The organism is Clostridium sp. CM039 (assembly GCF_055081075.1).
Window position 1 is genome coordinate 3,976,022 of record NZ_CM143649.1, and the last position, 26,560, is coordinate 4,002,581.

The following is a 26,560-nucleotide window of genomic DNA, read 5'->3' on the forward strand; positions in this document are numbered from 1 at the left end:
ATTGTTATATATAATGTATAAGGTGTGGGTACACTAATGTAAGAGGATATCCACAAAATTGAATTTAGTAAATAACAACAAAGTAAATGGATATAACTTGTAAGATAAATTTTAAAATTTAAAAGGAGCGATTTAAAATGGCGAAGAGCTTTCCAAAAGGATTTCTATGGGGCGGAGCAGTAGCAGCTAACCAATGTGAAGGTGCGTACAATGAAGATGGCAAAGGGTTATCAACACAAGATATTGCACCAAAAGGTATAATTGGGAAAGTTACAGAAGAACCAACAGAAGATAACATGAAATTAGTAGGTATTGATTTTTATCATAGATATAAAGAAGATATTAAACTGTTTGCACAAATTGGGTTTAAAACATTTAGAACATCAATTGCATGGTCTAGAATATTTCCAAATGGTGATGATGAAATGCCAAATGAGAAGGGATTACAATTTTATGATGATTTATTTGATGAATGTCTAAAATATGGAATTGAGCCACTTGTAACAATTTCACATTATGAGACTCCTCTTGCTCTTTCTAAGAACTATAATGGGTGGGTAAATCGTGCGTTAGTAGGATTTTTTGAGAACTATATAAGAATAATTTTTGCTAGATATAAAAATAAGGTGAAATATTGGCTTACTTTTAACGAAATTAATTCAGTATTAAATGCACCATATATGAGCGGTGGTATATTTACGGATAAAGAAAAATTAACGAAGCAAGATTTATATCAGGCGATACATCATGAATTAGTAGCAAGTGCAATGGCAGTTAAGATTGGGCATGAAATGATACCAGGAGCAAAATTTGGATGTATGATTCTTGGTGTACCAAATTATCCATTAACGCCTCATCCAAGCGATGTAATTGAAGCAATGAAACAGGATAGAGAAAATTTATATTTCGCAGATGTTCACGCAAGGGGAGCATATCCTAAATATATGGATAGATACTTTAAAGATAACAATATTAAAATACATATGGAGCCAGGAGACACTGAGGTACTTAAAAATACAGTGGATTTTATCTCATTTAGCTATTATATGAGTTCTTGTGCAACAGCAGACCCTAAAAAGAGAGAAGTGGGAACAGGAAACATTATTTCAGGTGTACATAACCCATATCTTGAAGCTTCAGATTGGGGGTGGCAGATAGATCCACAAGGATTGCGTTACATACTTAATCTTTTTTATGACCGTTACCAAAAACCTTTATTCATTGTTGAAAATGGGTTAGGTGCTATTGATAAATTAATAATTGATGAAAATGGAAACAAAACAGTAATTGACGATTACAGAATTAAGTATTTAAATGATCATTTGGTTCAAGTAGCGGAGGCAATCGACGATGGAGTCGATATAATGGGGTATACTTCATGGGGATGTATTGATCTTGTTAGTGCAACAACTGCAGAACTCAGAAAGCGTTATGGATTTATCTATGTTGATCGTAATGATGATGGAACAGGTACATTAGAAAGATATAAGAAAAAAAGCTTTGATTGGTATAAAGAAGTAATTTCAACAAATGGGAAAAGTTTAATATAAAATAAGAATATAATTTTTTATTGGAGGGATAATCATGTTAAATATAGGTTGTCATTTATCAGTATCAAAAGGGTATAAAGCCATGGGGAAAGATGCTCTTAGCATAGGGGCAAATACATTTCAGTTTTTTACTCGTAATCCTAGAGGTAGTAAAGCAAAAGAAATTGATCCGAGTGATGTAGAAGCTTTATTAGAAATATTAAAAGAAAATAAATTTGCGACAATCTTAGCGCATGCGCCATACACACTTAATGCTTGTTCTGCTGATGAAAAAACAAGAGAATTTGCAGTGATGATTATGGAAGATGATTTATCTAGAATGGAATACTTCCCGAATAGTTTTTATAATTTCCATCCGGGTAGCCATATAAAACAGGGTGTTGAGAAGGGAATAGAATATATTATAAATATGCTTAACACTATATTGAAACCAGAGCAAACCACTACGGTACTTCTTGAAACAATGGCTGGTAAAGGAACAGAAGTAGGACGAACGTTTGAAGAATTAAAACAAATTCTTGATGGTGTTACCCTTTCAGACAAAATGGGTGTATGTCTTGATACTTGCCATATATATGATGCTGGTTATGATATCGTTAATGATTTAGATGGCGTAATAGATGAGTTTGATAGAATTATTGGACTTGATAAGCTTTATGCAATTCACTTAAATGATAGTAAAAATCCATTTGAAAGTCATAAAGACAGACATGAAAAAATTGGAGAAGGTTCAATTGGAATAGAAGCGATTAGTAGAATTATTAATCACCCCAAGTTACGTCACTTACCATTCTATTTAGAAACACCAAATGAATTAGCTGGTCATGCTGAGGAAATTAAGATATTAAGAGAAGCATATAAAAACTAATAAAATACTATTGATAAGTTAGGTTTTCTTTGTTAAAATAGAATCGAAGACATATTTCAATTATTGACCCAGTGGGACGTTTTAATTCCCGCTGAATATAAAGCGTATTAAATTACCATATACATATGGAAGGAGATAATATTATGATTTATTCAACAGAAGTTTCAGAAATGATGTGTGTTGCAAAAGGACCTAATCATGGATCGGCACCAATTCCTGAAGAAGGAAAATGGGTACAAAGTAAAGAAATTAAAGATATCTCAGGTTTAACACACGGAATTGGCTGGTGTGCTCCTCAACAGGGTGCATGCAAGCTTACTTTAAATGTAAAAGAGGGTATAATACAAGAAGCATTAGTTGAGGTAATAGGATGCTCTGGTAGTACTCACTCAGCTGCAATGGCATCAGAAATACTTCCAGGAAAAACTATTTTAGAAGCGTTAAACACAGATTTAGTGTGTGATGCAATAAATACAGCTATGAGAGAGTTATTCCTTCAAATTGTTTACGGAAGAACTCAAACAGCATTTTCAGAAGGTGGACTACCTATAGGAGCTGGACTTGAAGACTTAGGTAAAGGTCTTAGAAGTCAAGTTGGTACAATGTATGGAACACTTGCTAAGGGCCCAAGATATTTAGAAATGGCTGAAGGTTATGTTACTAATATTGCATTAGATAAAAATAACGAGATAATAGGTTATAAATTTGTTCAACTTGGAAAAATGATGGAAATGATCAAAACAGGTATGGATGCTAATGAAGCTATGGAAAAAGCTACTGGAAGTTATGGTAGATTTGCAGAAGCAACAACAGTAATCGACCCAAGAAACAAATAATATAAGAAGGAGGAATAATTAAATGGCTTTATTTGAAAGTTATGAAAGAAGAATAGATCAAATATTACCTGTGTTAAGTAAGCACGGTATAAACTCACTAGAAGAAGCAAGAACAATTTGCGAAGAAAAAGGTATCGATGTTTTTGGTATAGTTAAAGGAATTCAACCTATAGCATTTGAAAATGCTTGCTGGGCATATGCAGTAGGGGCTTCTATAGCAATTAAAAATGGTTGTACTAAGGCAGCTGATGCAGCAGTATATATAGGAGAAGGTCTTCAATCGTTTTGTATACCTGGTTCTGTTGCTGATGACAGAAAAGTTGGAATTGGACATGGTAACTTAGCAGCTATGCTTCTACGCGAAGAAACTAAATGCTTCGCATTTTTAGCTGGACATGAATCATTTGCTGCTGCTGAAGGTGCAATTGGGCTTGCAAGAGCTGCAAACAAAGTAAGAACAGAACCTTTAAAAGTAATACTTAATGGTCTTGGAAAAGATGCTGCTTATATAATTTCAAGAATTAATGGATTTACTTATGTTCAAACTAAATTTGATTACTATACTAGTAAATTAACAGTAGTTAAAGAAACAGCTTATTCTGATGGAGAAAAAGCTAAAGTAAGATGTTACGGAGCAGATGATGTACGCGAAGGCGTTTCAATAATGCATTCTGAGGGAGTAGACGTTTCAATTACAGGAAACTCTACAAATCCAACAAGATTCCAACATCCAGTTGCTGGTACTTATAAAAAAGAATGTTGCGCAGAAGGTAAGAAATACTTCTCAGTTGCATCAGGTGGTGGTACTGGAAGAACTCTTCACCCAGATAATATGGGAGCAGGTCCTGCTTCATACGGAATGACTGATACTATGGGAAGAATGCATTCAGATGCACAATTTGCAGGTTCTTCATCAGTACCAGCTCACGTTGAAATGATGGGACTTATCGGAATGGGTAACAACCCTATGGTTGGAGCTTCAGTTGCGGTTGCGGTTGCAGTAGAAGAAGCAATGAGTAAATAAAGTCTAAGAAAAGGTACAAGCCCAGCATTTAGTGATAATTGACTAAATGCTGGGCTTTTATTTTCGTCTATAACTAATGTCAAATCAAATTACTAGATTCAAAAAAAAACTGCTGAATGGTTAAGAGCGGAGTAGATAAAAAGATAGACATGAGAGAAGTCGCATGTCTATCTTGTGTTAATGAAAACTAGTAGTCATTACTACCAGTTGGTTTACCTACATAAAGGTTATATCCTATGAAAACCGAGACAATGCTTATTATAACTGTAGCAATAGCTACACAAATCAGAATTGTAGTTCCTAGAGGCATTATAGAAAAACTTTCAAAAAATTCTACTTCGCCAGTGTATGATGATATCGGCATAGAAGATTTTAGAAAAGCTAAAAGTCCATAACCGATAGTAGCAAACCCAGCAAAACTTAAGAGCCTAAGTTTTTTGCTTTTTATAAAAGTAATTGCAACTCCCACAAAAACAATTATTACTAATATGCATAACATTAATAGATCTCCTTTTGTTGTGTCTATTACTTGATTTATAGCAGAGTCTGGGGGAGCGTTACTAAAACCTTGGGAATCCGTAAGGTATACAAATCCAAATATACTACCGAGTAACACAGCACCAGAAATATAGAATAGGATGTACATTATAAATATCATAACTATTGGTAGCAAAAATATATTTAACGCTGTATATTTTCGGCTTACAGGAACAGTTTCAAAAAGTTTGTGATCACCATGAAGGATCCCATTAATCATCCATACAATTATAATAGGCAAATTACAAGGTAAAAAAGAATCGAAAATTGCTGTGTTTCCGAAAAATATAGATATATTCATGAAAATTATTACAGCAAAAGCAAAAACATAAAGTAATACCTTTAAAGGGGCTGGTGAGTTAATATCAATTGGAGGATATGAATTTAGCAATAGCTTTTGATAAGCAATGAATTTTTTTAACATGTTAAGCACCTCTCTCCTTTATATAGTTTATAGGATATTAACATTGAAATAGGGATTATTACTACACAGACGCAGACTAATAATAATAAAAATTCATTGTAACGAGGCATTATTGCAATGCTTTTCCAAAAATTTATTGTACCAAGTTCAGTTACAACCGGTAATAAGTTTTTAAATAAAAGAAGTACTATTAGGATAAGTACAACTCCAAATATTGTAAGGGTTTTTCTAAGGCAATTAAGCCTTATAAAAAATATGGGCAATAAGATACTAGCTACTATAGTAGAGGTGCACCCTATTAATAATATAGTTTTCCAACTAATTATTAATACACTCATACTCGAAGTGAAGTTTAATTGTGTCATAAGCCTCGCAAATAGGAGCAATATAGCAGCTGGAAAAGTAATAAATATAAAAACAAAAAAATAAATATTTATAAGCGAATACAATTTTGAAACTGGTACAATTTCAAATAATTTATTTTGTGAATTTATAGTGGAGTAAATTGCATACAAAGCAAAAACCGTGGTATAGAATATAAATCCTCCATCTCCGAATATTAGGTCTAAAGTAATCATAATTAGCATGTAAATAAATATACTAAAAAAAACAAATGTTAAAGAATTTTTCGTATTAGCGAACCATGATGAATCACTTAAAAGTAACTGATAATTCCAAAATTTCTTTAGCATTATTCCACCTCCTTGTAAAACTTTCTATTATTTGCTAAGTGGTAGTTCCTTGTCATCTTCATTTTTTCGCACCCATGTAAAGCATAATGTCCTCAATTGTAGGCCTGGCAGTTTTAACCCCTTCAAAATTTTGAAGTTTTAGATTTTTGTTGCATAAACCCTCATATCCGAAGGTCGTTTCCTTTATTCCTACAAGTCCAGATTTAATTTCATCTGTCATAGATTCTCTTTCAATATGTGCAAGGAGATAGGTATCAAGCATTTCATCTTTCCCCTTGGAAAAAACAATTTTACCATTATCAATCATTGTTATATAATCAGCAATTTTTTCAAGATCACTTGTAATATGAGTTGAAAATAGTATGGACCTTTGCTCATTTTGCATAAGTTCTAAGAGTAAATCAATTACGTCAGCTCTTGCGATTGGGTCAAGCCCTGCTGTGGGTTCGTCAAGTATAATTAAATCTGGATTATGACATAGGGCCATTATAACTCCAAATTTCATTTGCATACCTTTTGAATATGCTTTGAGCTTTTTACTTGGGTTAAGTTCAAAGCGGTTCATAAGTTCGTCAAATTTTTTATCATCAAAGGTTTTATAAAAGGGTGATATCATTTTTTTAATTTTAATAGGTTTGAGGTTAAGAGGATAAATTAGACTGTCAAAGACAACTCCTATATTTGCTTTAACTGTTTCTTCATTTCCGAACATAGGAGTACCATCGAAGAATATTTGTCCCGAAGTTTTTGGAATCATATTAAGTATTGTTTTAATAAGGGTGGTTTTGCCTGAACCATTCTTTCCTATAAACCCCATAATAGTTCCTTTTTCAATTGAAAAACTTATATCATCCAAAGAGAAATCTCCTATATTTTCATTTAAGTTTTTGATTTCCAAAGCCTTATTAGTCATTTTTACTACCTCCGTATATTTCATTTATAACTTTAAGCATTTCCTCAGAGGATATGCCACAAGCGTCTGTAAATTCTTTGATTTCAAGAAGTCGTTCATGAAGCATGTCAATGTGTAGTGCCTTAATTTTCTTCTTGTCAATCTCTGCAACAAAGCATCCTCGTCCTTGTAAATTGATGACAATACCCTCTTTTCCAAGTTCTTCATAAGCACGTTTTACTGTTATGATTCCAACCTTCAAATCTTTTGCCATAAGCCTTATTGATGGCAATTGCTCCTTGGATTTTAGCTTTCCGCTGAGTACCATTTCTTTTATTTGATTTCGTATTTGCTCATATATGGGCGTTTGAGAAAGGGATGATATAAGAATATTCAAACATATGACCTCCTTGTCTACTGTTATTATAAGATAGATACAGAAAGATGTCAATAATTTCTTTAAAATACAATTTATTAATTAGAGACTATCCTTGACATGTTTTTTAAAAAGAATTAACATTATAATAATTAAAACTTAAGAGGGTGAGTCCTATAAAAAAAAGAATAGCTGTTGTAGCGTTGGATTATATGGCTGCAAAATTTTACGAAAATCAGATTAAAGAGCTTTTTGGTGAGTTAGTAACCACGTGTGCTTATAATGTATTAAATGGATCGGTTAAAAAAATAAAGGAAGCTGATTTATTTGTGGTTTCAACCGATGCTTTTGAAAACATTACGGATTTTCAGGAATGCATCCCCATTGATGTCCCTAAAGTAGAAATTGCAGTGGCCTTTACTAACAAATCTCTTGATATTTTAAGGAGTATTCCAAATGGAAGTAAAGCTTTATTTGTCAATCTCAGTGAAAAAATGGTGCGCGAGGCTATAACTAGACTCAGCCAACTAGGCATCAATCACATAGAGTTTACACCATATTATCCAGGAGCTAAGCCAGTTAGTGGGTTCGAGCTGTCGGTAACACCAGGTGAATTACGTTATGTACCAAAAGATATAAAGACTATTATCGACCTTGGGCAGCGTGTGCTAGATTCAACCACAATGGTGGAAATAGCACTGAGGCTAAAATTTGATTACCTATTAGAGAGGGAAAAATTCAAGGAATATTTTCGTTCTTTAGCTGTCAATAATTATAGCTTTAATCAACTGTTTGGAAGATCTCTTCAAATGGAAAGTCAATTTGAAATTTTGATGGAAATCATGGATGAAGGTATTATTGGTGTGAATGAGGATGATATTATTTTTGCTTGTAATTCAAGAGCACTAGAAATTACAGGTGTTACGAAAGAACAATCCATCGATCATCCTGCTGCGTTAATTTTATCGTTTTTACCTTTTGAGGAGTGTAGGAGTACGCGAAAAAAGATAAATAATCGTTTGATTAGAGTGAGTGGTGTGGATATTACTGTAACCGTTACTCCTGTAATACGTGGAGATGAATATCTCGGTTCTTTTGCTACTATACAAAAATTTACTGAAGAAGAGTATAAACAACATAATTTGCGTCTTCAATTACTTAATAAAGGTCATAAAGCTAAATATACCTTTGATGATATCATTGGGGAGAGTGATGTAATAAAAAAAGCATGTACCATTGCTAAAAAAATGGCGAGAACCAATTCTACTGTCTTAATTACAGGTGAGAGCGGAACGGGGAAGGAACTTTTTGCACATGCTGTACATAACGAATCAGAGCGTCATAACTATCCTTTTATTGCCATAAACTGCGCAGCGATACCAGATAATCTGCTAGAAAGTGAACTGTTTGGTTACGATGAAGGATCTTTCACTGGTGCTAAAAGGGGAGGAAAATTGGGGCTTTTTGAATATGCTCATAGGGGAACAATATTTTTAGATGAAGTAGAAGGGATGAGTCCAGCCCTCCAAATAAAACTGCTTCGTGTTATTCAAGAAAGAGAGATTATGCGAATTGGAGGCAATAAAATTATTAGTATTGATGTACGAATAATAGCTGCAGCCAATGAAAATCTTGAAGAGCTGGTGTCTAACGGGAGTTTTCGTAATGACCTCTACTTTCGTCTAAACACCTTGCCAATTCAGCTTCCTCCATTGCGAGAGCGCGGTGAAGACATTATGCTGCTGTTTGACTACTTTAAACATAAATTGGGAGGAAAATTCATCCTATCTACACAAGTAATTAATGCATTGCTCTCTCATAATTGGAATGGAAATATTCGTGAACTACACAACTATGTAGAATATCTCACCTATATAGATAAAGATATAGTGTATTACGATGATTTACCACCTGGGTTCTACAATAATGCTATGTCAACATTAAAATGTAAGTCTGATACTAGCACTAATCTAGATACTAAACTTTTGGAGCAATTAGCAGGTAATCAATTAGATGATTATTTTTTTGTACTAGACAGATTGCATGTGGGATTTGTTCAACAAATTTCCATGGGTAGATTATCAATTTCTGAGCAAGCAGAAAAAACAGGACGCTACCTAACCCAACAAGAAGTTCGCGGTATTTTAAATGATTTAAATAATTTAGGTTTAATTAAAATGTCGCGAGGTAGAGGTGGTAGTAAAATAAATGACCGAGGCATAAAGGTTTTCAACAAACTGCAATCTCAACTTAAATAGACATTATTTTTCATTAAATTGGCACCATATTTGTTGTATTTATGTTATAGCAAATATTTCTTGCATAAATAAATATAAGAAGGGTGTAAATTTTGAAGTAATAGAATCTTGTTCTAATAATTGAAGATCAATTGTTAGAACAAGATGGAGTCTATTCAATAGATTTTAAGGACTTTGAAAGAAAATTAAAACAGAAAAGAACTAATTAAAAAGCAATGTAAAATTATTCTTCAATGAGATTAAAAGACCAAGTGATATCTGATTTATAAGTATTTGCAACACCACTCTCAACCTCAAAGGTAGTTTTAAGCGCATCTTCTATCATTTCAGGGGTCATACCTTTTCCTTTTATATTATATGAAAGATCAATTTTTTCGATAGGCTTTGGAACCACTGCTCCTCTTTCTCCATTCACAATCACTTCGTATTCTGAAATTTGAGCCCCTCTAGCCTTAAGCGTTGTAACTATATCTACACTTGTACATGCTGCAACCGCATGAAGAAGTATTTCAATTGGCTTTGGACCTAAAACTTTTCCGTTATTCATTTCTGCTGGACCAGCCAGCACGAATTTTGCTCCCTCTCGAGTTGTACATTCAAATGCCGCTCCGTCTCCAAGCCATTTTACTACTGCGTTCATCATAATAATTAAATCCTCCTATATTCATAATATGGTATGTGTTTAAGTTAATAATAACTCATAGACTTCAAAAAGAAAAATTGATATAATAAATCATAATCATATAAAAAATTTATGGATGAAGAAAGGATAATAACATGGAAATTCGCCAACTTAATACATTCATTACTGTAGCGGATCTTAATAGTTTTACTCGAGCAGCATATACGCTTGGATATACTCAGCCTACTGTCACATCTCAGATACAGTTGCTAGAGAGCGACCTAGGAGTTCGTCTATTTGAACGTATTAGGAAGAATATTTCGCTTACCCATGAGGGTGAAAAATTTCTTGTTTATGCAAGACAAATCGTTAATCTGTGTGAAGAGGCAAAAGATGCAGTAAAAGATTATCCTGCTAGAAAAGGAGTTGTGACGATAGGAGCATGGGAGTCGTTATGCACAACACGGATAGATAACCTTCTCAAAAAGTTCCATTATAAGTTTCCCGACATTGAAATCATATTAAAAACTATCAAATCTACGGAGTATCAAGAACTTTTACTGGATAACCAGATTGATGTGGCCTTTTGCTTGGAGCGTATGATAACAAGTTCAGATTTCATTGTTGAATTGGCAATACCCGAACCTTTAGTATTACTCGCAGGACCGAACCATCCTATTGCAAAGTCCATTAGTGTATATCCCGAAAACATCGTTGACTATACCCTTATTTTAGCAGAAGAAGGCTGTAGCTATCGGAAGACGCTGATGAAAATACTTAGCGATTGTGGTTTGACTCCCAAATCAATTATGGAAATCGGTAGTATCCAATCTATGAAACAGCTTGCAATCGGCGGTTTAGGAATTATACTTCTGCCTAAAATTACAGTTGAAGAAGAACTATCAAAAGGTGAGCTTGTTGAATTGAAATGGTGTGGACCTTATTTTGAATTCTTGACTCAAGTAATTTACCACAAAGACAAGTGGATGTCGCCTGCTTTACAGACTTTGCTGAATATGACGAAGATAATCCTTCCAATGCAGTATTGTCAGAAGTGATATTAGACTGCTGCCCATATCTCGTAGGAGGTAAAGTAGTGCTTTTATCAGAAAAGGCATAGCAAAATTTTGCTATACCTTTTTGTGAACTTTTTATATAAGTCTATTATTTTTAAAACTCAAATAGGTCTTTTTGTGGGAACAATCCAAATGCTCCGCCGGTATGAATAAATAGAATATTTTCGCAGTTTTTAAAGGTTCCCTTTTTAATTTCTTGTACTAATCCATACATTGCTTTACCGGTATACACAGGATCTAAAATAATTCCCTCTAGTTTTGCAAAGTCGTGGATAAATTGAAGCTCTTCTGCTCTGCTAAGAGCATATCCTCTTCCTACATATCCATCTATAATATGAATTTCATCTTTAGAAATATGTAAATTCACATCGATGTATTGCATACTTTCATGAGCTATTTTATAAATCTCATTTTTGAAGTGTTCAGCGTCATCACAAACGTTGACGCCATAGATTTCACCATTATACTCTAGTGTTTTGCTTGCTAGAAACAGTCCGGAATGGGTTCCACCAGATCCTACGGCTAGTACAATTTTATCAAAATGTACACCTAGCTCTTTTTCCTGGCAAATAATTTCCTTCATGGCATTATAGTACCCAAATCCACCAATCCCATTAGAAGCACCTTCTGGTATAATATAAGGTTTACAGCCCGTTGCCTCTAATTGCGCTTTGATTTGTTCCATAATTCCAGCTTTATTATTTTTATATTCTTCTGGAGTAACAAAACGAATCTCAGCTCCCAAAAGCTTATCTATAAACAAATTACCATCTGATTCTGTTTCTGAGTCCCCTCTTAAAACAAGGACTGATTTCATTCCAAGTCTTGCAGCGACTGCTGCCGTAGATCTACAATGATTAGATTGGATTCCTCCGCAGGTAATAAGTACATCACATTTTTGATCAAGGGCTTCCTTTACAGAAAATTCAAGTTTCCTTATTTTATTACCAGATACTTCGGTTCCTGTTTGATCATCTCTTTTTATATAGATATTAGGTCCGCCCAGTTTTTGAGAAAGTCTTTCTAGTTTTTCTATTCGTGTGGGTAAGTTTGCAAACGTTATTTTTTCAGGAATTTTAATCATTGATTACTCCTCCTTTTTTATACAAATGCTACAGCTTCTATTTCAAGTATTCCATCTTTAGGTAGTTTTGCCACCTGGACACATGAACGTGCTGGTTGATTTGAAGTAAAATAGCTTTCGTATACTTCATTTACTATTGCAAAATCATTCATATCTCTAAGAAAAATTACCGTTTTTACGACTTTATCAAGAGATGATCCTGCTTCTTCTAATATTGCTTTTAAATTTTCAATAGATCTTTCTGTAGCTTTTCTTACGTCGCCACTTATAAGTTCTCCGGTTTCTGGTACAAATGGTAGTTGACCAGATGTAAATAATAAATTTCCTACCTTAATTGCCTGTGAATATGGTCCAATTGCTGCAGGTGCTTTTTTAGTTGAAATAATTTCTTTTATCATAATTAATCTCCTTCTTTATGAAACTATATTTTAATTTTGAAAGTCTTTTTAGCTTTTATCTTACAATAATAATATACAAGTAAACCTAATAATGCAAGTTCTAATCCTAGCATAGTACTATTAGGTGAATACTTACTATTATTAAAGTTTACAGTTTAGGATTTATTGTACATAAAGTATTAGATGCTAAAAATCATCCGATGTAAGTTTTAATTGTAACTCGTATTTGCAAATACACTTATATTACAAGCAATAACTATGCCAATGTTATTGAACCCTTTTCTATATTATTAAGAATTTATAGGACTAAATCAGTTATTTAAGGGGAGAGCATTCAACCTATAATATAGAGTTAACATCTATAAATCATTAGCCTTTGATAGAAGATGATAAAGATTGAACATTCTTCTTCATCCAGTCTTTACCTTCTACCAATCTAGTAACTATCATAGATGTTACAGCGTCACCAGTGCAGTTTATCCATGTTGCAGCAGGATCTACAAGGAAACCAAGAGTTGCAATAATTGGAAACGCTTCTGGCGGAAACCCAAATAAGTTTACAATCAACATTTCACCGATAAGTCCACCACCTGGAACACCCGACATAACTACGCCGCCCATAACTGAAATGGCTAGTGCAGCAATATAGGTTCCAATTCCAGAGAATCCTTGTCCGAATATTCCAAATAAAAATGAAATTTTTAATATCGAAGAGATAACAGTACCGTCCATATGCATGGTCGCACCGATTGGCAATACAATTTCACGGATATCCTTTGGAACTCCCATATTATTAGTAGCCTTTAGGTTAACAGGTAGAGTTGCAATAGAGCTTTGTGTTGCAAGAGATGTAATTGACGGTTCTAAGATGTTTTTGAAGAAAATTTTTATACCCTGAGTACCACCAGCAAAATATGAATATCCAGAAAATGCAACAAAAAAATATACAATACATAGTGGATAATATATAATCATAGCTCTTGCATAAGCTCCCAAGAGCTGAGGACCAAATTCGCCAATGAGGCTTGCAAAATAAGCACCTAAACCAATTGGAGCGTACAACATAATAATGCTGATAAATTTCATCATAACTTTGGACATAGCGTCTAACCCCTTAGCTATAATGTTGTTTTCAGCGCCAAGGGAACTAACACATAAACCAAAGAAAATAGAGAATATAATAAGAGGCATCATATTAGAGCGAGAAAATAAGCCACCAAAATCAGTTACAGTTAGTGTCTTAACAATTTGATCAGAAAGCTTGACGGATTCCAACGCTTTAGCAGATTGCAATGTTAGGTTAACGCCAGCAGCAGGTGGAAAAAACTTGACAACAGCAATAACGATAACGCCGGCAATAAGTCCCGTAGTGACAAATGTCAAAAACATGTTGCTTATAATTTTCCCAAGTCTTTTCATATTGACCATAGTTCCTACTGCACCAGCTATGGTAACAAAGACTAGAGGGGTTACAACGGTGAACATTAAGTTAAGAAATACATCACCAAATGGTTTAAGTACTGTTGCTTTTTCACCGAAAACAATTCCAATTATGCTACCTATTATAATAGATAGCATTAAAACAATAGAGAAACGATAGTTTTTCCATGTGCTTTGTTTTTTTTTGTTCATTTTAATATCTCCTTTTCATTGGTTGGTATTGTTAAGAAATAAAAAGACATTTCAAACAATCCTTGACTTTACGCTTTTTTATAATTGATAATGAGCAATTACCTGTTATACAATCTGTGGACAAATAATGACATTGTTGATTAATCACGATTTATAAGTACGGTATCGTTTACTTTAACGAAAATAATTTTGAATAAATATTGAAAATAGGTGTGATACCTATTCCATTATGTACGCTTAATATAAGTGTACAATTGCTCCTTGCATTAGCAACTTAATAATTCCATTTTTGTAATCATAGTTTTTATCCTTTCATTTCTTATATCAAGCTTGCTATAATGGTAACTAGCAAATTTTATGCCAATAAATGAGGTTTTTGCTCTTTTTCAACAAAATTCGGTAATTAGAGATGAAGAATTATTGGTCTAAATGAGAATGATGTAATTTTTGATTGCAATTCAAGAGGAGTAGACAATATTTTTCATTTAAATGGTTTAAGTTGTATAACTTTAACCATTTAAATTATTCAAAAGCAATTTTTTCAATAAAAGATTTATATATATTAGATACTTAGTTAAAGACCACTCCAAAAGATCAATCAGAAAATTGGCATCATTTTTGCTATATTTATGTTATAGCAAGTATTTCTTGCACAAATAAATATAAGAAGGGTGTAAATTATGAAGTATAATTTTGATGAAATAATTGACCGTAGTAACAACTTTGCTGCAAAATACGATGAAAGAGAAAAAAAATTTGGAACTTCTAATGTAATACCATTATGGATAGCAGATATGGAATTCGAGGTAGCTAAGCCCATTAATGATGCTATCATCAAAAGAGCGAAGCAAGGAATCTATGGATATACATCTCGCCCTGACTCCTATTATGAAGCTTTTTGTGATTGGGAAAAGACTCAAAATAATTGGATAGTTAATAAAGATTTAATTAGTTTCAGCCCCGGTGTTGTTCCATCTCTATCGGTTATTGTCAGAGAATTTTCTAATAAAGAAGATAAAATTTTGATACAGACTCCAGTCTATCCAGAATTTTATGACGTAATAGAATCTTGGGGAAGAGTGGTAATTGAAAATCAATTATTAGAACAAGATGGAGTCTATTCAATAGATTTTGAGGACTTCGAAGAAAAATTAAAACAGAAACCAAAGTTATTTATTATGTGTAGCCCACACAATCCGGTAGGCAGAGTGTGGATCCGAGAGGAACTAGAACATATTACTGAACTATGCCTACGCTACAATGTAATGATTGTTTCAGATGAGATACACTCAGATTTGATATTGTGGGATAATAAACACATTCCTACTGCTAGTATATCAAAGGAGGTTTCTAGTAAAACCATCACCTGTACTTCATGTACAAAAACTTTCAACTTGGCAGGACTACAGGCGTCTGTAGTGATTTTTCCGAATGCTGAAGTTAAAGAGACATTTGATGTTTTTTGGAGAGGTATGGATATCCATCGCAATAATTGCTTTAGTCTTGTAGCGGTAGAAGCAGCTTATAGGTATGGTCAAGAGTGGCTTACACAGTTAATTCCATATATTGAGGGCAATATTGATTTCATAGGAGAGTTTTGTAAAAACAACATACCAAAAATTAAACCTAGCAGACCTGAAAGTACTTATCTGGTTTGGCTTGACTGTCGTAAACTAGAATTGGGAAATGATGAACTGAAAGAATTTATGATAAATAAGGCGGGTCTAGGACTTAATGCTGGCAATGATTTCTGTCGTAGTCTTTCTGGATATATGCGTGTAAATATAGCGTGTCCACGTTCAATACTTGAGAAAGCTATGCTACAACTTGAAAAAGCTGTTAATTCATTGAATAGGGATTAGATAAAATTATAAACAAGCAGTGATATACTTGGATTTAACGAGGGATATGAAAATAAAGAAATAGCTGTAGTAATAATTAATTTTACTACAGCTATTTCTTATTTATCAAACAATCTTTGGAAAATTCCTTTTTTCCTGTGAAGAATTTCGTCGGCTACTGCTTTGGATCGTTGTCTTTCAAGACTTTGAGTTAGATTATTAACCAATTGAATATCGTGTTCTTTAATGGTTTCGGGTAATGATAACACGATTTTATTTTTCTCTTGTTCTTGTTTAAACAGGACCTGTGTATTTTCTAATAATTTATTAATATCATAGAGTTGACCGTCTTTAACAGTTAATTGCTGTTTAATAAATTCGATATTACTTTTAAGTATTTCAATCATATCTTCTTTTAATAGATTCACCACTGTAACTGCAACTTCTGATTCTGCTTCTGAAGAGTGATTATATTTTAGAGCTTGTTTAATTGCTTCTAGACCTTTTTCTTCTACACATGTTTTACCATTGTGGGATATTAAAAAAGGTTTTACTTCAGGTAATTTCATCTTAGCGTAAGCCGTTACTTTACTGATATTTAAATGTTTAGCTATTTTAAATGCATCATAGATCATTGTACACGCCTCCTAAATTATATATAGAAAGTATTCTCCAAATATTTCCAAATACCTTCTATAATAAATTAAATTTAATAAGGCCATTGTAAAATTTAATTAAACACTTAGCAGGAATGTATAGTAAAGTACTAAGATTAGGAGTTTTATCGGGTTAAGGGTTAGTTAATAGTGCCGTTAAATTTAACGACACTATTAACAATGGAAAAGGTTATTTTTGCTTAAATTCTTGCTGTAAGTACTTTTGGAAGTCTTGGCATCGTAATAATATTTTCTATATGGATTTTTATTTAAAAAAATTCATGAAGAATACAATAGTTGGGATACCTATGAGGTCAATTAGAAATGCTCCGACTAATGGAACTATTAAAAATGCCTTTGGAGATGGACCATATTTTTCAGTAACAGCTCCCATATTAGCTATAGCATTTGGAGTAGCGCCAAGACCATGACCTGCCATACCAGCTGCCATAACGGCTGCATCAAAATCTTTTCCAAGGAATTTAAATACAACAAATACTGTGTATAATATCATAAATATTACTTGTGCAGTAACTATTATTAATAATGGTCCTGCAAGTCCTACAAGTTCCCATAACTTCAATGTCATTAATGCCATTGAGAGGAAAATTCCAAGGGACACGTTGCCCATTAAATCTATGGTGTAATAATCAAGTTTAGCGATGTGTATTTTATCATTTATATTTCTAAAAGCTACAGATACAAACATAGCGCCTACATATCCAGGTAAAGAAAGGCCTGTAGCTGTTGAAAACCATCCGCTGGCAATAGACCCGATTGTCATACAAACAGTTATTATTGCCATATGAGCCATAACCATATTCGTTGTGATTTTTGTATTTCCTGTGTCGCTTACTACATTTTCAAAGGATTTTACGTCATAGTTATCTGATGTACTAGGTTTTAATTTGTGTTTGTCTATTAAATGCTTTGCAATGGGGCCCCCGATAAGACCACCAGATATAAGACCAAAAGTGGCGGCAGCTATAGCTACGGTAGTAGATCCTGCAATACCCATAGCCTCAGCAGTTTTTCCAAAAGCGGCTGCTGCACCATGTCCACCTTCCATTGAAACTGAACCTGCCATAATACCAAACATAGGGTGAATTCCAGTAATCTTTGCAAATACAATGCCTATAACATTCTGTGAAATAGCAAGGACTCCACATAGCAGCCAGTAGATAATTAAACATTTTCCACCTTTTTTAAGTAATTTAAAACTTGCGCCAAGTCCAATAGTCGTAAAGAAAGCTATCATAAAAGGAGATTGAAAAGTTGTATCCATACTAATTGTTATTAGACCGCTCTGTTTTAAAACAAGCGCAAGTATTGAAAATAGTAAACCTCCAATTACAGGGGCAGGAATACAAAACTTTCTAAAAAAAGCTACCTTTTTTATAAGCCAGTAACCTAATAGTAATAATAAAATTGCGGTTGCTAAGGTTGCTACCATATCAACCTTGAGAGTAAGTAAATCTTCTACTAATTCTGTTTTCATAATTGCTCCTCCTTTAACATCAAGACAATGTAAACGTTGTCTTGATTAATTTTATTATACCACTTTCTAATTTTAACAGTGCTAGACATCTATAGAAACATAAGAGTGGTTTTAATAATATATGTAGAATTAAATACTATATGTTCGATAAAAAAGTATCAGTTAATTATTTAGTAATAAGGATTCGTTTAGAGAGGATTTATAATAGATTTGAGATAATTAGTAAATAAAAACTGTATATTGAAATCAGTTCCAGATATTAAGGATCCACCAATCTGATACTTTAGGGAAATCCTTAATTGAATATGTGAAAAACTCTAGGGAACGGGGGTTTTGGTAAATCATTAGACTTTTCAAAGGCTTAAAAGAATATAAATAACTGTAAGGAGTGATTTATATGAAGTTGATATATACATTATTAGTTGTAAAAGTATTGTATAGTGGAAAAGCTAATCCGAAAAAAATAGTAAAAACAATTAAAAAGGAGTCTAAGTTTTGGGGTAAATTAATTACTGAAATCAGTAAACATTATAAGTAGGTTTGTATCTATATAAAAACGTTACAACTTCACTTGTGAAAATATAGGGTTTCCATCTTTATCTAACAATACAGTAATTCCTCCAGCATAATCCTCAATATTAATTAAATAATTTGTTACTGTGTCTGTATCTACAAGTATTTTACAACGTACTGCTAATGCATCAGCCCGATTGCATACAGTTTTAAATGTTTTATTTCTTATCTTATCATTCTTATTAAACATTTTTTCCTCCTATATTTTTTATTTCGCAATATTATTAAATATAGCCAAAAATTAAGGTTGTATACTTAATAGGGGGAGACTTTTGTTATTTGACGACAGTTTCTCAAAAAAATGTTTCTATGTTGATAATAATTAGCCATGTGTATCAGGATGCGAAACATTGAATTATTTAGACTAATATGTAGAAATATGAATGTAATCTAGCTAGAGTAGCTATGTTGTGAAATTATGCTCTTATTTATGTGATAGAATACTCCTTGTCGTCACAAACGAGTGGCACGATAAGCTAACTGTTGATAACTATTTAGTATGTTTTCAAATGAAAATAAATTAAAAAAATGTTGACAAAACAAGAAATACCTAGTAATATAGTAGAAGTCGTCACATGATGACAAAGCGAATTGGTCTTTGAAAATTAAACAGAGAAATAGGTAAAGATAGCGAAATAATATTTCGTTAAACCAGTTAATTACTTTAGTATAAAGTAAAATTTAGTCGTAAGACTAAAAAGTATGTAATGAGCTTGCGTAACAACTTAACAGTTGTCGCAGATTAATCATTTCAACTAAAAAAGTGTAAACTTTTAAATTGAGAGTTTGATCCTGGCTCAGGACGAACGCTGGCGGCGTGCCTAACACATGCAAGTCGAGCGATGAAACCTTTCGGGGTGGATTAGCGGCGGACGGGTGAGTAACACGTGGGTAACCTGCCTCAAAGAGGGGAATAGCCTCCCGAAAGGGAGATTAATACCGCATAATATGTTTTGGTCGCATGATCGAAACATCAAAGGATTTTTCTTCGGAAAATTCCACTTTGAGATGGACCCGCGGCGCATTAGCTAGTTGGTGAGGTAACGGCTCACCAAGGCGACGATGCGTAGCCGACCTGAGAGGGTGATCGGCCACATTGGAACTGAGACACGGTCCAGACTCCTACGGGAGGCAGCAGTGGGGAATATTGCGCAATGGGGGAAACCCTGACGCAGCAACGCCGCGTGAATGATGAAGGCCTTCGGGTTGTAAAGTTCTGTCTTCTGGGACGATAATGACGGTACCAGAGGAGGAAGCCACGGCTAACTACGTGCCAGCAGCCGCGGTAATACGTAGGTGGCAAGCGTTGTCCGGATTTACTGGGCGTAAAGGATGCGTAGGCGGACATTTAAGTCAGATGTGAAATACCCGAGCTTAACTTGGGTGCTGCATTTGAAACTGGGTGTCTAGAGTGCAGGAGAGGTAAGTGGAATTCCTAGTGTAGCGGTGAAATGCGTAGAGATTAGGAAGAACACCAGTGGCGAAGGCGACTTACTGGACTGTAACTGACGCTGAGGCATGAAAGCGTGGGGAGCAAACAGGATTAGATACCCTGGTAGTCCACGCCGTAAACGATGAATACTAGGTGTCGGGGGTCGAACCTCGGTGCCGCCGTTAACACATTAAGTATTCCGCCTGGGGAGTACGATCGCAAGATTAAAACTCAAAGGAATTGACGGGGGCCCGCACAAGCAGCGGAGCATGTGGTTTAATTCGAAGCAACGCGAAGAACCTTACCTAGACTTGACATCCCCTGCATAACCCAGAGATGGGCGAAGTCCTTCGGGACAGGGTGACAGGTGGTGCATGGTTGTCGTCAGCTCGTGTCGTGAGATGTTGGGTTAAGTCCCGCAACGAGCGCAACCCTTATCATTAGTTGCTACCATTAAGTTGAGCACTCTAGTGAGACTGCCCGGGTTAACCGGGAGGAAGGTGGGGATGACGTCAAATCATCATGCCCCTTATGTCTAGGGCTACACACGTGCTACAATGGTGAGTACAAAGAGATGCAAGACCGCAAGGTGGAGCCAAACTCAAAAACTCATCCCAGTTCGGATTGTAGGCTGCAACTCGCCTACATGAAGCCGGAGTTGCTAGTAATCGCGAATCAGCATGTCGCGGTGAATACGTTCCCGGGCCTTGTACACACCGCCCGTCACACCATGAGAGTTGGTAACACCCGAAGTCCGTGAGGTAACCGTAAGGAGCCAGCGGCCGAAGGTGGGATTGATGATTGGGGTGAAGTCGTAACAAGGTAGCCGTAGGAGAACCTGCGGCTGGATCACCTCCTTTCTAGGGAGTAGATGTATTGACTTCGGTCGATGCAATAGAAGAATATTAATTTGTTCTTCAAAAATATCTATTGTAATTAATCGTACCTAGTTCTCTGTTTAATTTTGAGAGACTAATTTTATCTAACTCTTAGGAGTTAGATAATGAATAGTTTTTCTTAAAATGTTCTTTGAAAATTGCACAGTGAAAAAAGTTGTTTTAAAAAAATTAAAACTACGCAAGTAGTTTATAAATTGATTTAATACAATTTCGCAAAATTAATATAACCGTCTATGTAAATAGACAGAATCAAGGTCAAGCTACAAAGGGCGCATGGCGAATGCCTTGGCACTAGGAGCCGAAGAAGGACGCGTTAAGCTGCGATAAGCTTTGGGTAGGCGCAAATAGCCTGTGATCCAAAGATTTCCGAATGGGGGAACCCACATAGTAACAACTATGTACTGCATACTGAATAAATAGGTATGCAGAGGTAGACCCGGGGAACTGAAACATCTAAGTACCCGGAGGAAGAGAAAGAAACATCGATTTCCTAAGTAGCGGCGAGCGAAAGGGAAAGAGCCCAAACCCAGGTCTTTGATCTGGGGGTTGAGGATAGATCATAAATACTGCAATTCCTTAATTGAAGATAGCTGGAAAGCTGCTCCGCAGAAGGTAATAGGCCTGTAAATGAAAAGGAAAAACAGTCAGATCTAATCCAGAGTACCACGAGACACGTGAAACCTTGTGGGAAGCTGGGAGGACCACCTCCCAAGGCTAAATACTACCTAGTGACCGATAGTGAAGAAGTACCGTGAGGGAAAGGTGAAAAGAACCCCGGAAGGGGAGTGAAATAGAACCTGAAACCGTGTGCCTACAACCGGTCGAAGCACTTTATATGTGTGACGGCGTGCTTTTTGTAGAACGAGCCAACGAGTTACGATATGTAGCAAGGTTAAGTACTTAAGGTACGGAGCCGAAGGGAAACCAAGTCTGAATAGGGCGCATAGTTGCATGTCGTAGACCCGAAACCGGGTGACCTATCCATGGCCAGGATGAAGCGGAAGTAAAATTCCGTGGAGGTCCGAACCACGTTGGTGTTGAAAAACCATGGGATGAGCTGTGGATAGCGGAGAAATTCCAATCGAACTCGGAGATAGCTGGTTCTCCTCGAAATAGCTTTAGGGCTAGCGTCGATTAATTGAGTAATGGAGGTAGAGCACTGAATGGGCTAGGGGCTGACAACAGTTACTGAACCCTATCAAACTCCGAATGCCATATACTTTTATTTCGGCAGTCAGACTGCGAATGATAAGATCCGTAGTCAAAAGGGAAACAGCCCAGACCATCAGCTAAGGTCCCAAAGTGTAAGTTAAGTGGAAAAGGATGTGGGATTTCTAAGACAACTAGGATGTTGGCTCAGAAGCAGCCACTCATTTAAAGAGTGCGTAATAGCTCACTAGTCAAGAGATCCTGCGCCGAAGATGTCCGGGGCTAAAACTTACCACCGAAGCTATGGGTGTACACAATTGTGTACGCGGTAGAGGAGCTTTCTGTACTGGCTGAAGTCATACCGTAAGGAGTGGTGGACGGTACAGAAGTGAGAATGTTGGCATGAGTAGCGAGAGTTAAGTGAGAATCTTAACGGTCGAAAACCTAAGGTTTCCTGAGGAAGGCTCGTCCTCTCAGGGTTAGTCGGGACCTAAGCCGAGGCCGAAAGGCGTAGGTGATGGACAATCGGTTGATATTCCGATACCACCAATGGACGTTATTAGAAATGGGATGACGCAGGAGGATAAGATGTGCACACTATTGGATGTGTGTCTAAGCATTTAGGCGGAGCAGACAGGCAAATCCGTTTGCTCTTAACGCTGAGATGTGATGGGGAAGGGAATTTATTCCTGAAGTATCTGATTCCACGCTGCCAAGAAAAGTCTCTATCGAGGATATTGGTGCCCGTACCGCAAACCGACACAGGTAGGTGAGGAGAGAATCCTAAGACCATCGGAAGAATTGTTGTTAAGGAACTCGGCAAATTGACCCCGTAACTTCGGGAGAAGGGGTGCCTACGTAAGTAGGTCGCAGAGAATAGGCCCAAGCAACTGTTTAGCAAAAACACAGGTCTCTGCTAAAGCGAAAGCTGATGTATAGGGGCTGACGCCTGCCCGGTGCTGGAAGGTTAAGGGGATTACTTAGCGCAAGCGAAGGTATGAACTTAAGCCCCAGTAAACGGCGGCCGTAACTATAACGGTCCTAAGGTAGCGAAATTCCTTGTCGGGTAAGTTCCGACCCGCACGAATGGCGTAATGATTTGGGCACTGTCTCAACAACACATCCGGCGAAATTGTAGTGCAAGTGAAGATGCTTGCTACCCGCGATTGGACGGAAAGACCCCGTAGAGCTTTACTGTAGCTTAGCATTGAATTTCGGTATTGTCTGTACAGGATAGGTGGGAGACTGAGAAACATGGGCGTCAGCCTGTGTGGAGTCATCCTTGGGATACCACCCTGACAGTACTGAGGTTCTAACTGGAGGCCATGAATCTGGTCACAGGACATTGTTAGGTGGGCAGTTTGACTGGGGCGGTCGCCTCCAAAAAAGTAACGGAGGCGCCCAAAGGTTCCCTCAGCGCGGTTGGAAATCGCGCGAAGAGTGCAAAGGCAGAAGGGAGCCTGACTGCGACACTTACAAGTGGAGCAGGGACGAAAGTCGGGCTTAGTGATCCGGTGGTACCTCGTGGGAGGGCCATCGCTCAACGGATAAAAGCTACCTCGGGGATAACAGGCTGATCTCCCCCAAGAGTCCACATCGACGGGGAGGTTTGGCACCTCGATGTCGGCTCGTCGCATCCTGGGGCTGAAGTAGGTCCCAAGGGTTGGGCTGTTCGCCCATTAAAGCGGCACGCGAGCTGGGTTCAGAACGTCGTGAGACAGTTCGGTCCCTATCCGTCGCGGGCGTAGGAAATTTGAAGGGAGCTGTCCTTAGTACGAGAGGACCGGGATGGACAAACCTCTGGTGCACCAGTTGTCACGCCAGTGGCATCGCTGGGTAGCTATGTTTGGAAGGGATAAACGCTGAAAGCATCTAAGCGTGAAGCCCACCCTGAGATGAGATTTCCCATAATGCGTGTTTTTAACACAAGTTAGTAAGACTCCTGGAAGACCACCAGGTTGATAGGTTAGAGGTGTAAGCATGGTAACATGTTCAGCTGACTAATACTAATAAGTCGAGGGCTTGACCTAAATAAATAATTAAAAGTAACGCGATATACTTCTTTCGTAAGAAAGAAGCGAGGCTTTGAGCGTGAGCGAAAAGACTAATTCACTGTGCAATTTTCAGAGAATATTTATATTCTCAATCTGGTGATTATGGCATGAAGGTAACACCCGTTCCCATACCGAACACGAAGGTTAAGCTTCAATGCGCCGATGGTACTGCAGGGGTGACCTTGTGGAAGAGTAGGTTGTCGCCAGGTAAGAAAAAACCGCTAAGTTTAACTTAGTGGTTTTTATTTGGTTAAATACAATTACATTTTTGGATTTTAGTGACACTTTAATTTTAGGAGAATATACTATAGGGACAAGATCCATACTTCTAAAAAAAAGGGGTATTCAGTATGAATAAAAGATATCTATCAGGTATTGTCTTTATAGTTGTGGTTATGATAAGTGGATGTACTTTAGCGAATAAATCGGAGGCTGCGGTGAAATTGCCTCCTAGTGACGCAAAAATATATCAAACTAACGTTAGAGTATCTCAAAATACTATACAAAAAGAAAATGTACAAAATAACAGTATTAAACTTTTAGCTCAAAAAAAACAACAGCCAATTGCTCAAATAATATTTAAGCAAGGAAATAAGGGCAGTAAAGTTAAGGAAATACAGCAAAAGCTTAATAAATTTGGTTATAAACTTTATGCAGATGGAGACTTCGGACGATTAACCTATTATGCGGTTATAGACTTTCAAATGAGAAATAAGCTAATCAAAGATGGCATAGTAGGTAATTTAACACTAAAGAAACTTAATATGAAACCAACTTCACAGTCTATGTATAAACCACCAGTAATACAAAAATATACACCTAAAGTTTCAGTTTCAAACAATTCGTTAGAAAAAACTATAAACAGTAAGAACATTTATAGTTCAACTGCTTATTTTATATGGATTGATTTATCTCACCAAAGGGTAAATATATTCAAAGGGTCTAACAGAAAATGGAATCTTGTTAGATCAATGGTTTGTTCTTCAGGAAAATCAAGAACACCAACAGTTAAAGGTAATTTTACCGTTGGAATTAAAGGAAGCTACTTTATTTCAGATGGAGGCGCTAGGTGTAAATATTATACTCAAATAAGAGGTAACTATTTATTCCACAGCGTACTATACGATAGAAAGGGTAATTATGTTATAGATAACACCCTTGGAGTTCCTGTATCTCACGGATGTGTAAGGTTAGCTTTAAAAGATGCTAAATTTATATATGATAATATTCCAGCTAGAACTGCTATTTGGAGCAAATAAAAAGTAAGTTATAAAAGGATATATACTCGAAAATAAGAATTCCATTTGGTATTCTTATTTTTATTGTATGCTACAATGTGTTAAGTTATTCTTTAGTTATGCTTAATAGCTCTATTTTATAATTTCCATCAGGAGATGCTACTTCTACTATAGTTCCTACTGTTTTTCCGAATAATACCATTCCTATTGGTGACTCAATACTAAACTTGCCATTTAATATATCCACTTGTAATGTTGTTACAAGTTCTATTTCTTCGATATCATCGCTACCTTCAAATTTTATCATTAATTTATCACTTATATTTGCCCCTTTAGTATTATAAATAACATCATCTATAACTTCAGCGGTTCTAATCATTTTTATTAAATATCCCATTCTTCTGTAGTTTTCGTACATATTTGTTTTGGCAGCTTTATATTCAGCATTTTCACTTCTATCACCGTGAGCAGCAGCTATCATTTTTTCATGTGCAATTTCCATGGTTAAAGGACCTTTACGATAATCAAATTCTTTTTGAAGATCTTCAAGATCTTTTTTAGTAAGCTTATTATTCATTTTAGCACCTTCTTTTATCTTTTTTACAGATTGTTTACTATATAATTTAATAGTACATTTATAATTCAATTTCTTAAAAAATCTGGAGTATTACTTGTATATTTTACTATTGAACTTGCCGTTTTTCAACTTTTTTCAGTAAGTACTGTTATTCTTCCATCCACATGACCACCAATGATCATAAGTTAATGATAGCATTAATAACTCCATCTAAGTCTATAAGGTATTTTATTGTGGGCATTTATGTAAACATTTACAAATAAAAAGCACCTCCGAAACAAATCTTCATGATTATTATAAATATGTAGAAATATGTTTAAAGTTTTTTATCCAAATATTGAGAATAATAGAGTATAATAAAAGAAGTCATTGTA

At 35.7% G+C, this 26,560-nt stretch carries 21 protein-coding genes and 3 rRNA genes; 12 read left to right on the forward strand and 12 right to left on the reverse strand.

The genetic code is table 11. The features are described 5' to 3' along the window. Nucleotides 1-137: 137 nt before the first annotated feature. From ACWJJ2_RS18705 to ACWJJ2_RS18720, 4 genes are all read left to right on the forward strand, one after another. The gene (locus tag ACWJJ2_RS18705; RefSeq protein ID WP_462953659.1) at nt 138-1,550 is read left to right on the forward strand and encodes a glycoside hydrolase family 1 protein; all 1,413 of its coding nucleotides are present in this window, start codon (nt 138-140) and stop codon (nt 1,548-1,550) included. Nucleotides 1,551-1,584: 34 nt separating this feature from the next. Further along, nucleotides 1,585-2,418, forward strand: coding sequence for a deoxyribonuclease IV (locus tag ACWJJ2_RS18710; RefSeq protein ID WP_220287378.1), 834 nt, complete (start codon nt 1,585-1,587; stop codon nt 2,416-2,418). A 143-nt stretch (nt 2,419-2,561) separates the two neighbouring features. Then, nucleotides 2,562-3,254 carry an iron-sulfur cluster assembly scaffold protein gene (locus ACWJJ2_RS18715; RefSeq protein ID WP_216303251.1) on the forward strand — a complete coding sequence of 231 codons (693 nt, stop codon included), beginning with the start codon at nt 2,562-2,564 and terminating at the stop codon, nt 3,252-3,254. Nucleotides 3,255-3,276: 22 nt separating this feature from the next. Further along, on the forward strand, nt 3,277-4,278 hold the full coding sequence (locus ACWJJ2_RS18720; RefSeq protein ID WP_216303250.1) for a GGGtGRT protein: 1,002 nt from the start codon (nt 3,277-3,279) through the stop codon (nt 4,276-4,278). Between the two features lie 187 nt (nt 4,279-4,465). On the opposite strand, the gene ACWJJ2_RS18725 is transcribed toward ACWJJ2_RS18720, so the two are convergent. Genes ACWJJ2_RS18725 through ACWJJ2_RS18740 form a run of 4 tightly spaced genes read right to left on the reverse strand, consistent with a single transcriptional unit; the run spans nt 4,466 to nt 7,220 of the window. Next, nucleotides 4,466-5,239 (reverse strand): hypothetical protein, encoded by a 774-nt coding sequence (locus ACWJJ2_RS18725; protein ID WP_462952822.1) that lies wholly within the window; start codon nt 5,237-5,239, stop codon nt 4,466-4,468. Beyond that, nucleotides 5,233-5,931 (reverse strand): ABC-2 transporter permease, encoded by a 699-nt coding sequence (locus ACWJJ2_RS18730; protein WP_462953660.1) that lies wholly within the window; start codon nt 5,929-5,931, stop codon nt 5,233-5,235. The genes ACWJJ2_RS18725 and ACWJJ2_RS18730 overlap by 7 nt, the downstream gene beginning before the upstream one ends. 58 nt (nt 5,932-5,989) lie before the next feature. Beyond that, nucleotides 5,990-6,844 carry an ABC transporter ATP-binding protein gene (locus tag ACWJJ2_RS18735; RefSeq protein WP_462953661.1) on the reverse strand — a complete coding sequence of 285 codons (855 nt, stop codon included), beginning with the start codon at nt 6,842-6,844 and terminating at the stop codon, nt 5,990-5,992. Then, nucleotides 6,837-7,220 (reverse strand): GntR family transcriptional regulator, encoded by a 384-nt coding sequence (locus tag ACWJJ2_RS18740; protein WP_462953662.1) that lies wholly within the window; start codon nt 7,218-7,220, stop codon nt 6,837-6,839. The genes ACWJJ2_RS18735 and ACWJJ2_RS18740 overlap by 8 nt, the downstream gene beginning before the upstream one ends. A 191-nt stretch (nt 7,221-7,411) precedes the next feature. On the opposite strand from ACWJJ2_RS18740, the gene ACWJJ2_RS18745 reads away from it, so the two are divergent. Beyond that, the gene (locus tag ACWJJ2_RS18745) at nt 7,412-9,457 is read left to right on the forward strand and encodes a sigma-54 interaction domain-containing protein (RefSeq protein ID WP_462952825.1); all 2,046 of its coding nucleotides are present in this window, start codon (nt 7,412-7,414) and stop codon (nt 9,455-9,457) included. 223 nt (nt 9,458-9,680) lie between these two features. Here ACWJJ2_RS18745 and ACWJJ2_RS18750 read toward each other — a convergent pair whose 3' ends face one another. Next, nucleotides 9,681-10,100 (reverse strand): OsmC family protein, encoded by a 420-nt coding sequence (locus tag ACWJJ2_RS18750; RefSeq protein WP_462953663.1) that lies wholly within the window; start codon nt 10,098-10,100, stop codon nt 9,681-9,683. A 134-nt stretch (nt 10,101-10,234) separates the two neighbouring features. Between ACWJJ2_RS18750 and ACWJJ2_RS18755 the strand changes: the two genes are divergently transcribed. Next, complete coding sequence (locus tag ACWJJ2_RS18755; RefSeq protein WP_462952827.1) at nt 10,235-11,137, forward strand: LysR family transcriptional regulator; 903 nt, start codon at nt 10,235-10,237, stop codon at nt 11,135-11,137. Nucleotides 11,138-11,249: 112 nt separating this feature from the next. Here ACWJJ2_RS18755 and ACWJJ2_RS18760 read toward each other — a convergent pair whose 3' ends face one another. The 3 genes from ACWJJ2_RS18760 to ACWJJ2_RS18770 form a co-directional block, all read right to left on the reverse strand. Continuing rightward, complete coding sequence (locus tag ACWJJ2_RS18760; RefSeq protein ID WP_462952828.1) at nt 11,250-12,239, reverse strand: D-cysteine desulfhydrase family protein; 990 nt, start codon at nt 12,237-12,239, stop codon at nt 11,250-11,252. A 17-nt stretch (nt 12,240-12,256) separates the two neighbouring features. Beyond that, a complete protein-coding gene (locus tag ACWJJ2_RS18765; RefSeq protein WP_216303244.1) occupies nt 12,257-12,637 on the reverse strand; it encodes a RidA family protein in 381 nt (126 codons plus the stop codon). A 369-nt stretch (nt 12,638-13,006) separates the two neighbouring features. After that, nucleotides 13,007-14,269 (reverse strand): dicarboxylate/amino acid:cation symporter, encoded by a 1,263-nt coding sequence (locus ACWJJ2_RS18770; protein ID WP_462953665.1) that lies wholly within the window; start codon nt 14,267-14,269, stop codon nt 13,007-13,009. A 680-nt stretch (nt 14,270-14,949) separates the two neighbouring features. On the opposite strand from ACWJJ2_RS18770, the gene ACWJJ2_RS18775 reads away from it, so the two are divergent. After that, a complete protein-coding gene (locus ACWJJ2_RS18775) occupies nt 14,950-16,131 on the forward strand; it encodes a MalY/PatB family protein (protein WP_462952830.1) in 1,182 nt (393 codons plus the stop codon). Between the two features lie 98 nt (nt 16,132-16,229). Here ACWJJ2_RS18775 and ACWJJ2_RS18780 read toward each other — a convergent pair whose 3' ends face one another. After that, a complete protein-coding gene (locus ACWJJ2_RS18780) occupies nt 16,230-16,745 on the reverse strand; it encodes a hypothetical protein (RefSeq protein WP_216303241.1) in 516 nt (171 codons plus the stop codon). 286 nt (nt 16,746-17,031) lie between these two features. After that, the gene (gene gltS / locus ACWJJ2_RS18785; protein WP_220287364.1) at nt 17,032-18,264 is read right to left on the reverse strand and encodes a sodium/glutamate symporter; all 1,233 of its coding nucleotides are present in this window, start codon (nt 18,262-18,264) and stop codon (nt 17,032-17,034) included. A 397-nt stretch (nt 18,265-18,661) separates the two neighbouring features. Here gltS and ACWJJ2_RS18790 point away from each other — a divergent pair, with 397 nt between their 5' ends. Continuing rightward, complete coding sequence (locus tag ACWJJ2_RS18790; protein WP_462952831.1) at nt 18,662-18,802, forward strand: hypothetical protein; 141 nt, start codon at nt 18,662-18,664, stop codon at nt 18,800-18,802. A 21-nt stretch (nt 18,803-18,823) separates the two neighbouring features. Here ACWJJ2_RS18790 and ACWJJ2_RS18795 read toward each other — a convergent pair whose 3' ends face one another. After that, nucleotides 18,824-19,027, reverse strand: a complete 204-nt coding sequence (locus ACWJJ2_RS18795) for a DUF6440 family protein (protein ID WP_462952832.1) — start codon at nt 19,025-19,027, stop codon at nt 18,824-18,826. Between the two features lie 584 nt (nt 19,028-19,611). On the opposite strand from ACWJJ2_RS18795, the gene ACWJJ2_RS18800 reads away from it, so the two are divergent. From ACWJJ2_RS18800 to ACWJJ2_RS18815, 4 genes are all read left to right on the forward strand, one after another. Beyond that, a 16S ribosomal RNA gene (locus ACWJJ2_RS18800) occupies nt 19,612-21,129 on the forward strand. Between the two features lie 292 nt (nt 21,130-21,421). Next, nucleotides 21,422-24,347: ribosomal RNA gene (locus ACWJJ2_RS18805) — 23S ribosomal RNA — on the forward strand. A gap of 116 nt (nt 24,348-24,463) precedes the next feature. Next, a 5S ribosomal RNA gene (rrf, locus tag ACWJJ2_RS18810) occupies nt 24,464-24,580 on the forward strand. Together the 16S, 23S and 5S rRNA genes form the textbook arrangement of a ribosomal RNA operon. 141 nt (nt 24,581-24,721) lie before the next feature. Continuing rightward, a complete protein-coding gene (locus ACWJJ2_RS18815) occupies nt 24,722-25,630 on the forward strand; it encodes a L,D-transpeptidase family protein (RefSeq protein ID WP_216304463.1) in 909 nt (302 codons plus the stop codon). Between the two features lie 85 nt (nt 25,631-25,715). Here the strand turns inward: ACWJJ2_RS18815 and ACWJJ2_RS18820 are convergent, their stop codons facing one another. Next, a complete protein-coding gene (locus ACWJJ2_RS18820; protein WP_462953666.1) occupies nt 25,716-26,255 on the reverse strand; it encodes a GreA/GreB family elongation factor in 540 nt (179 codons plus the stop codon). Nucleotides 26,256-26,560 lie beyond the last annotated feature (305 nt).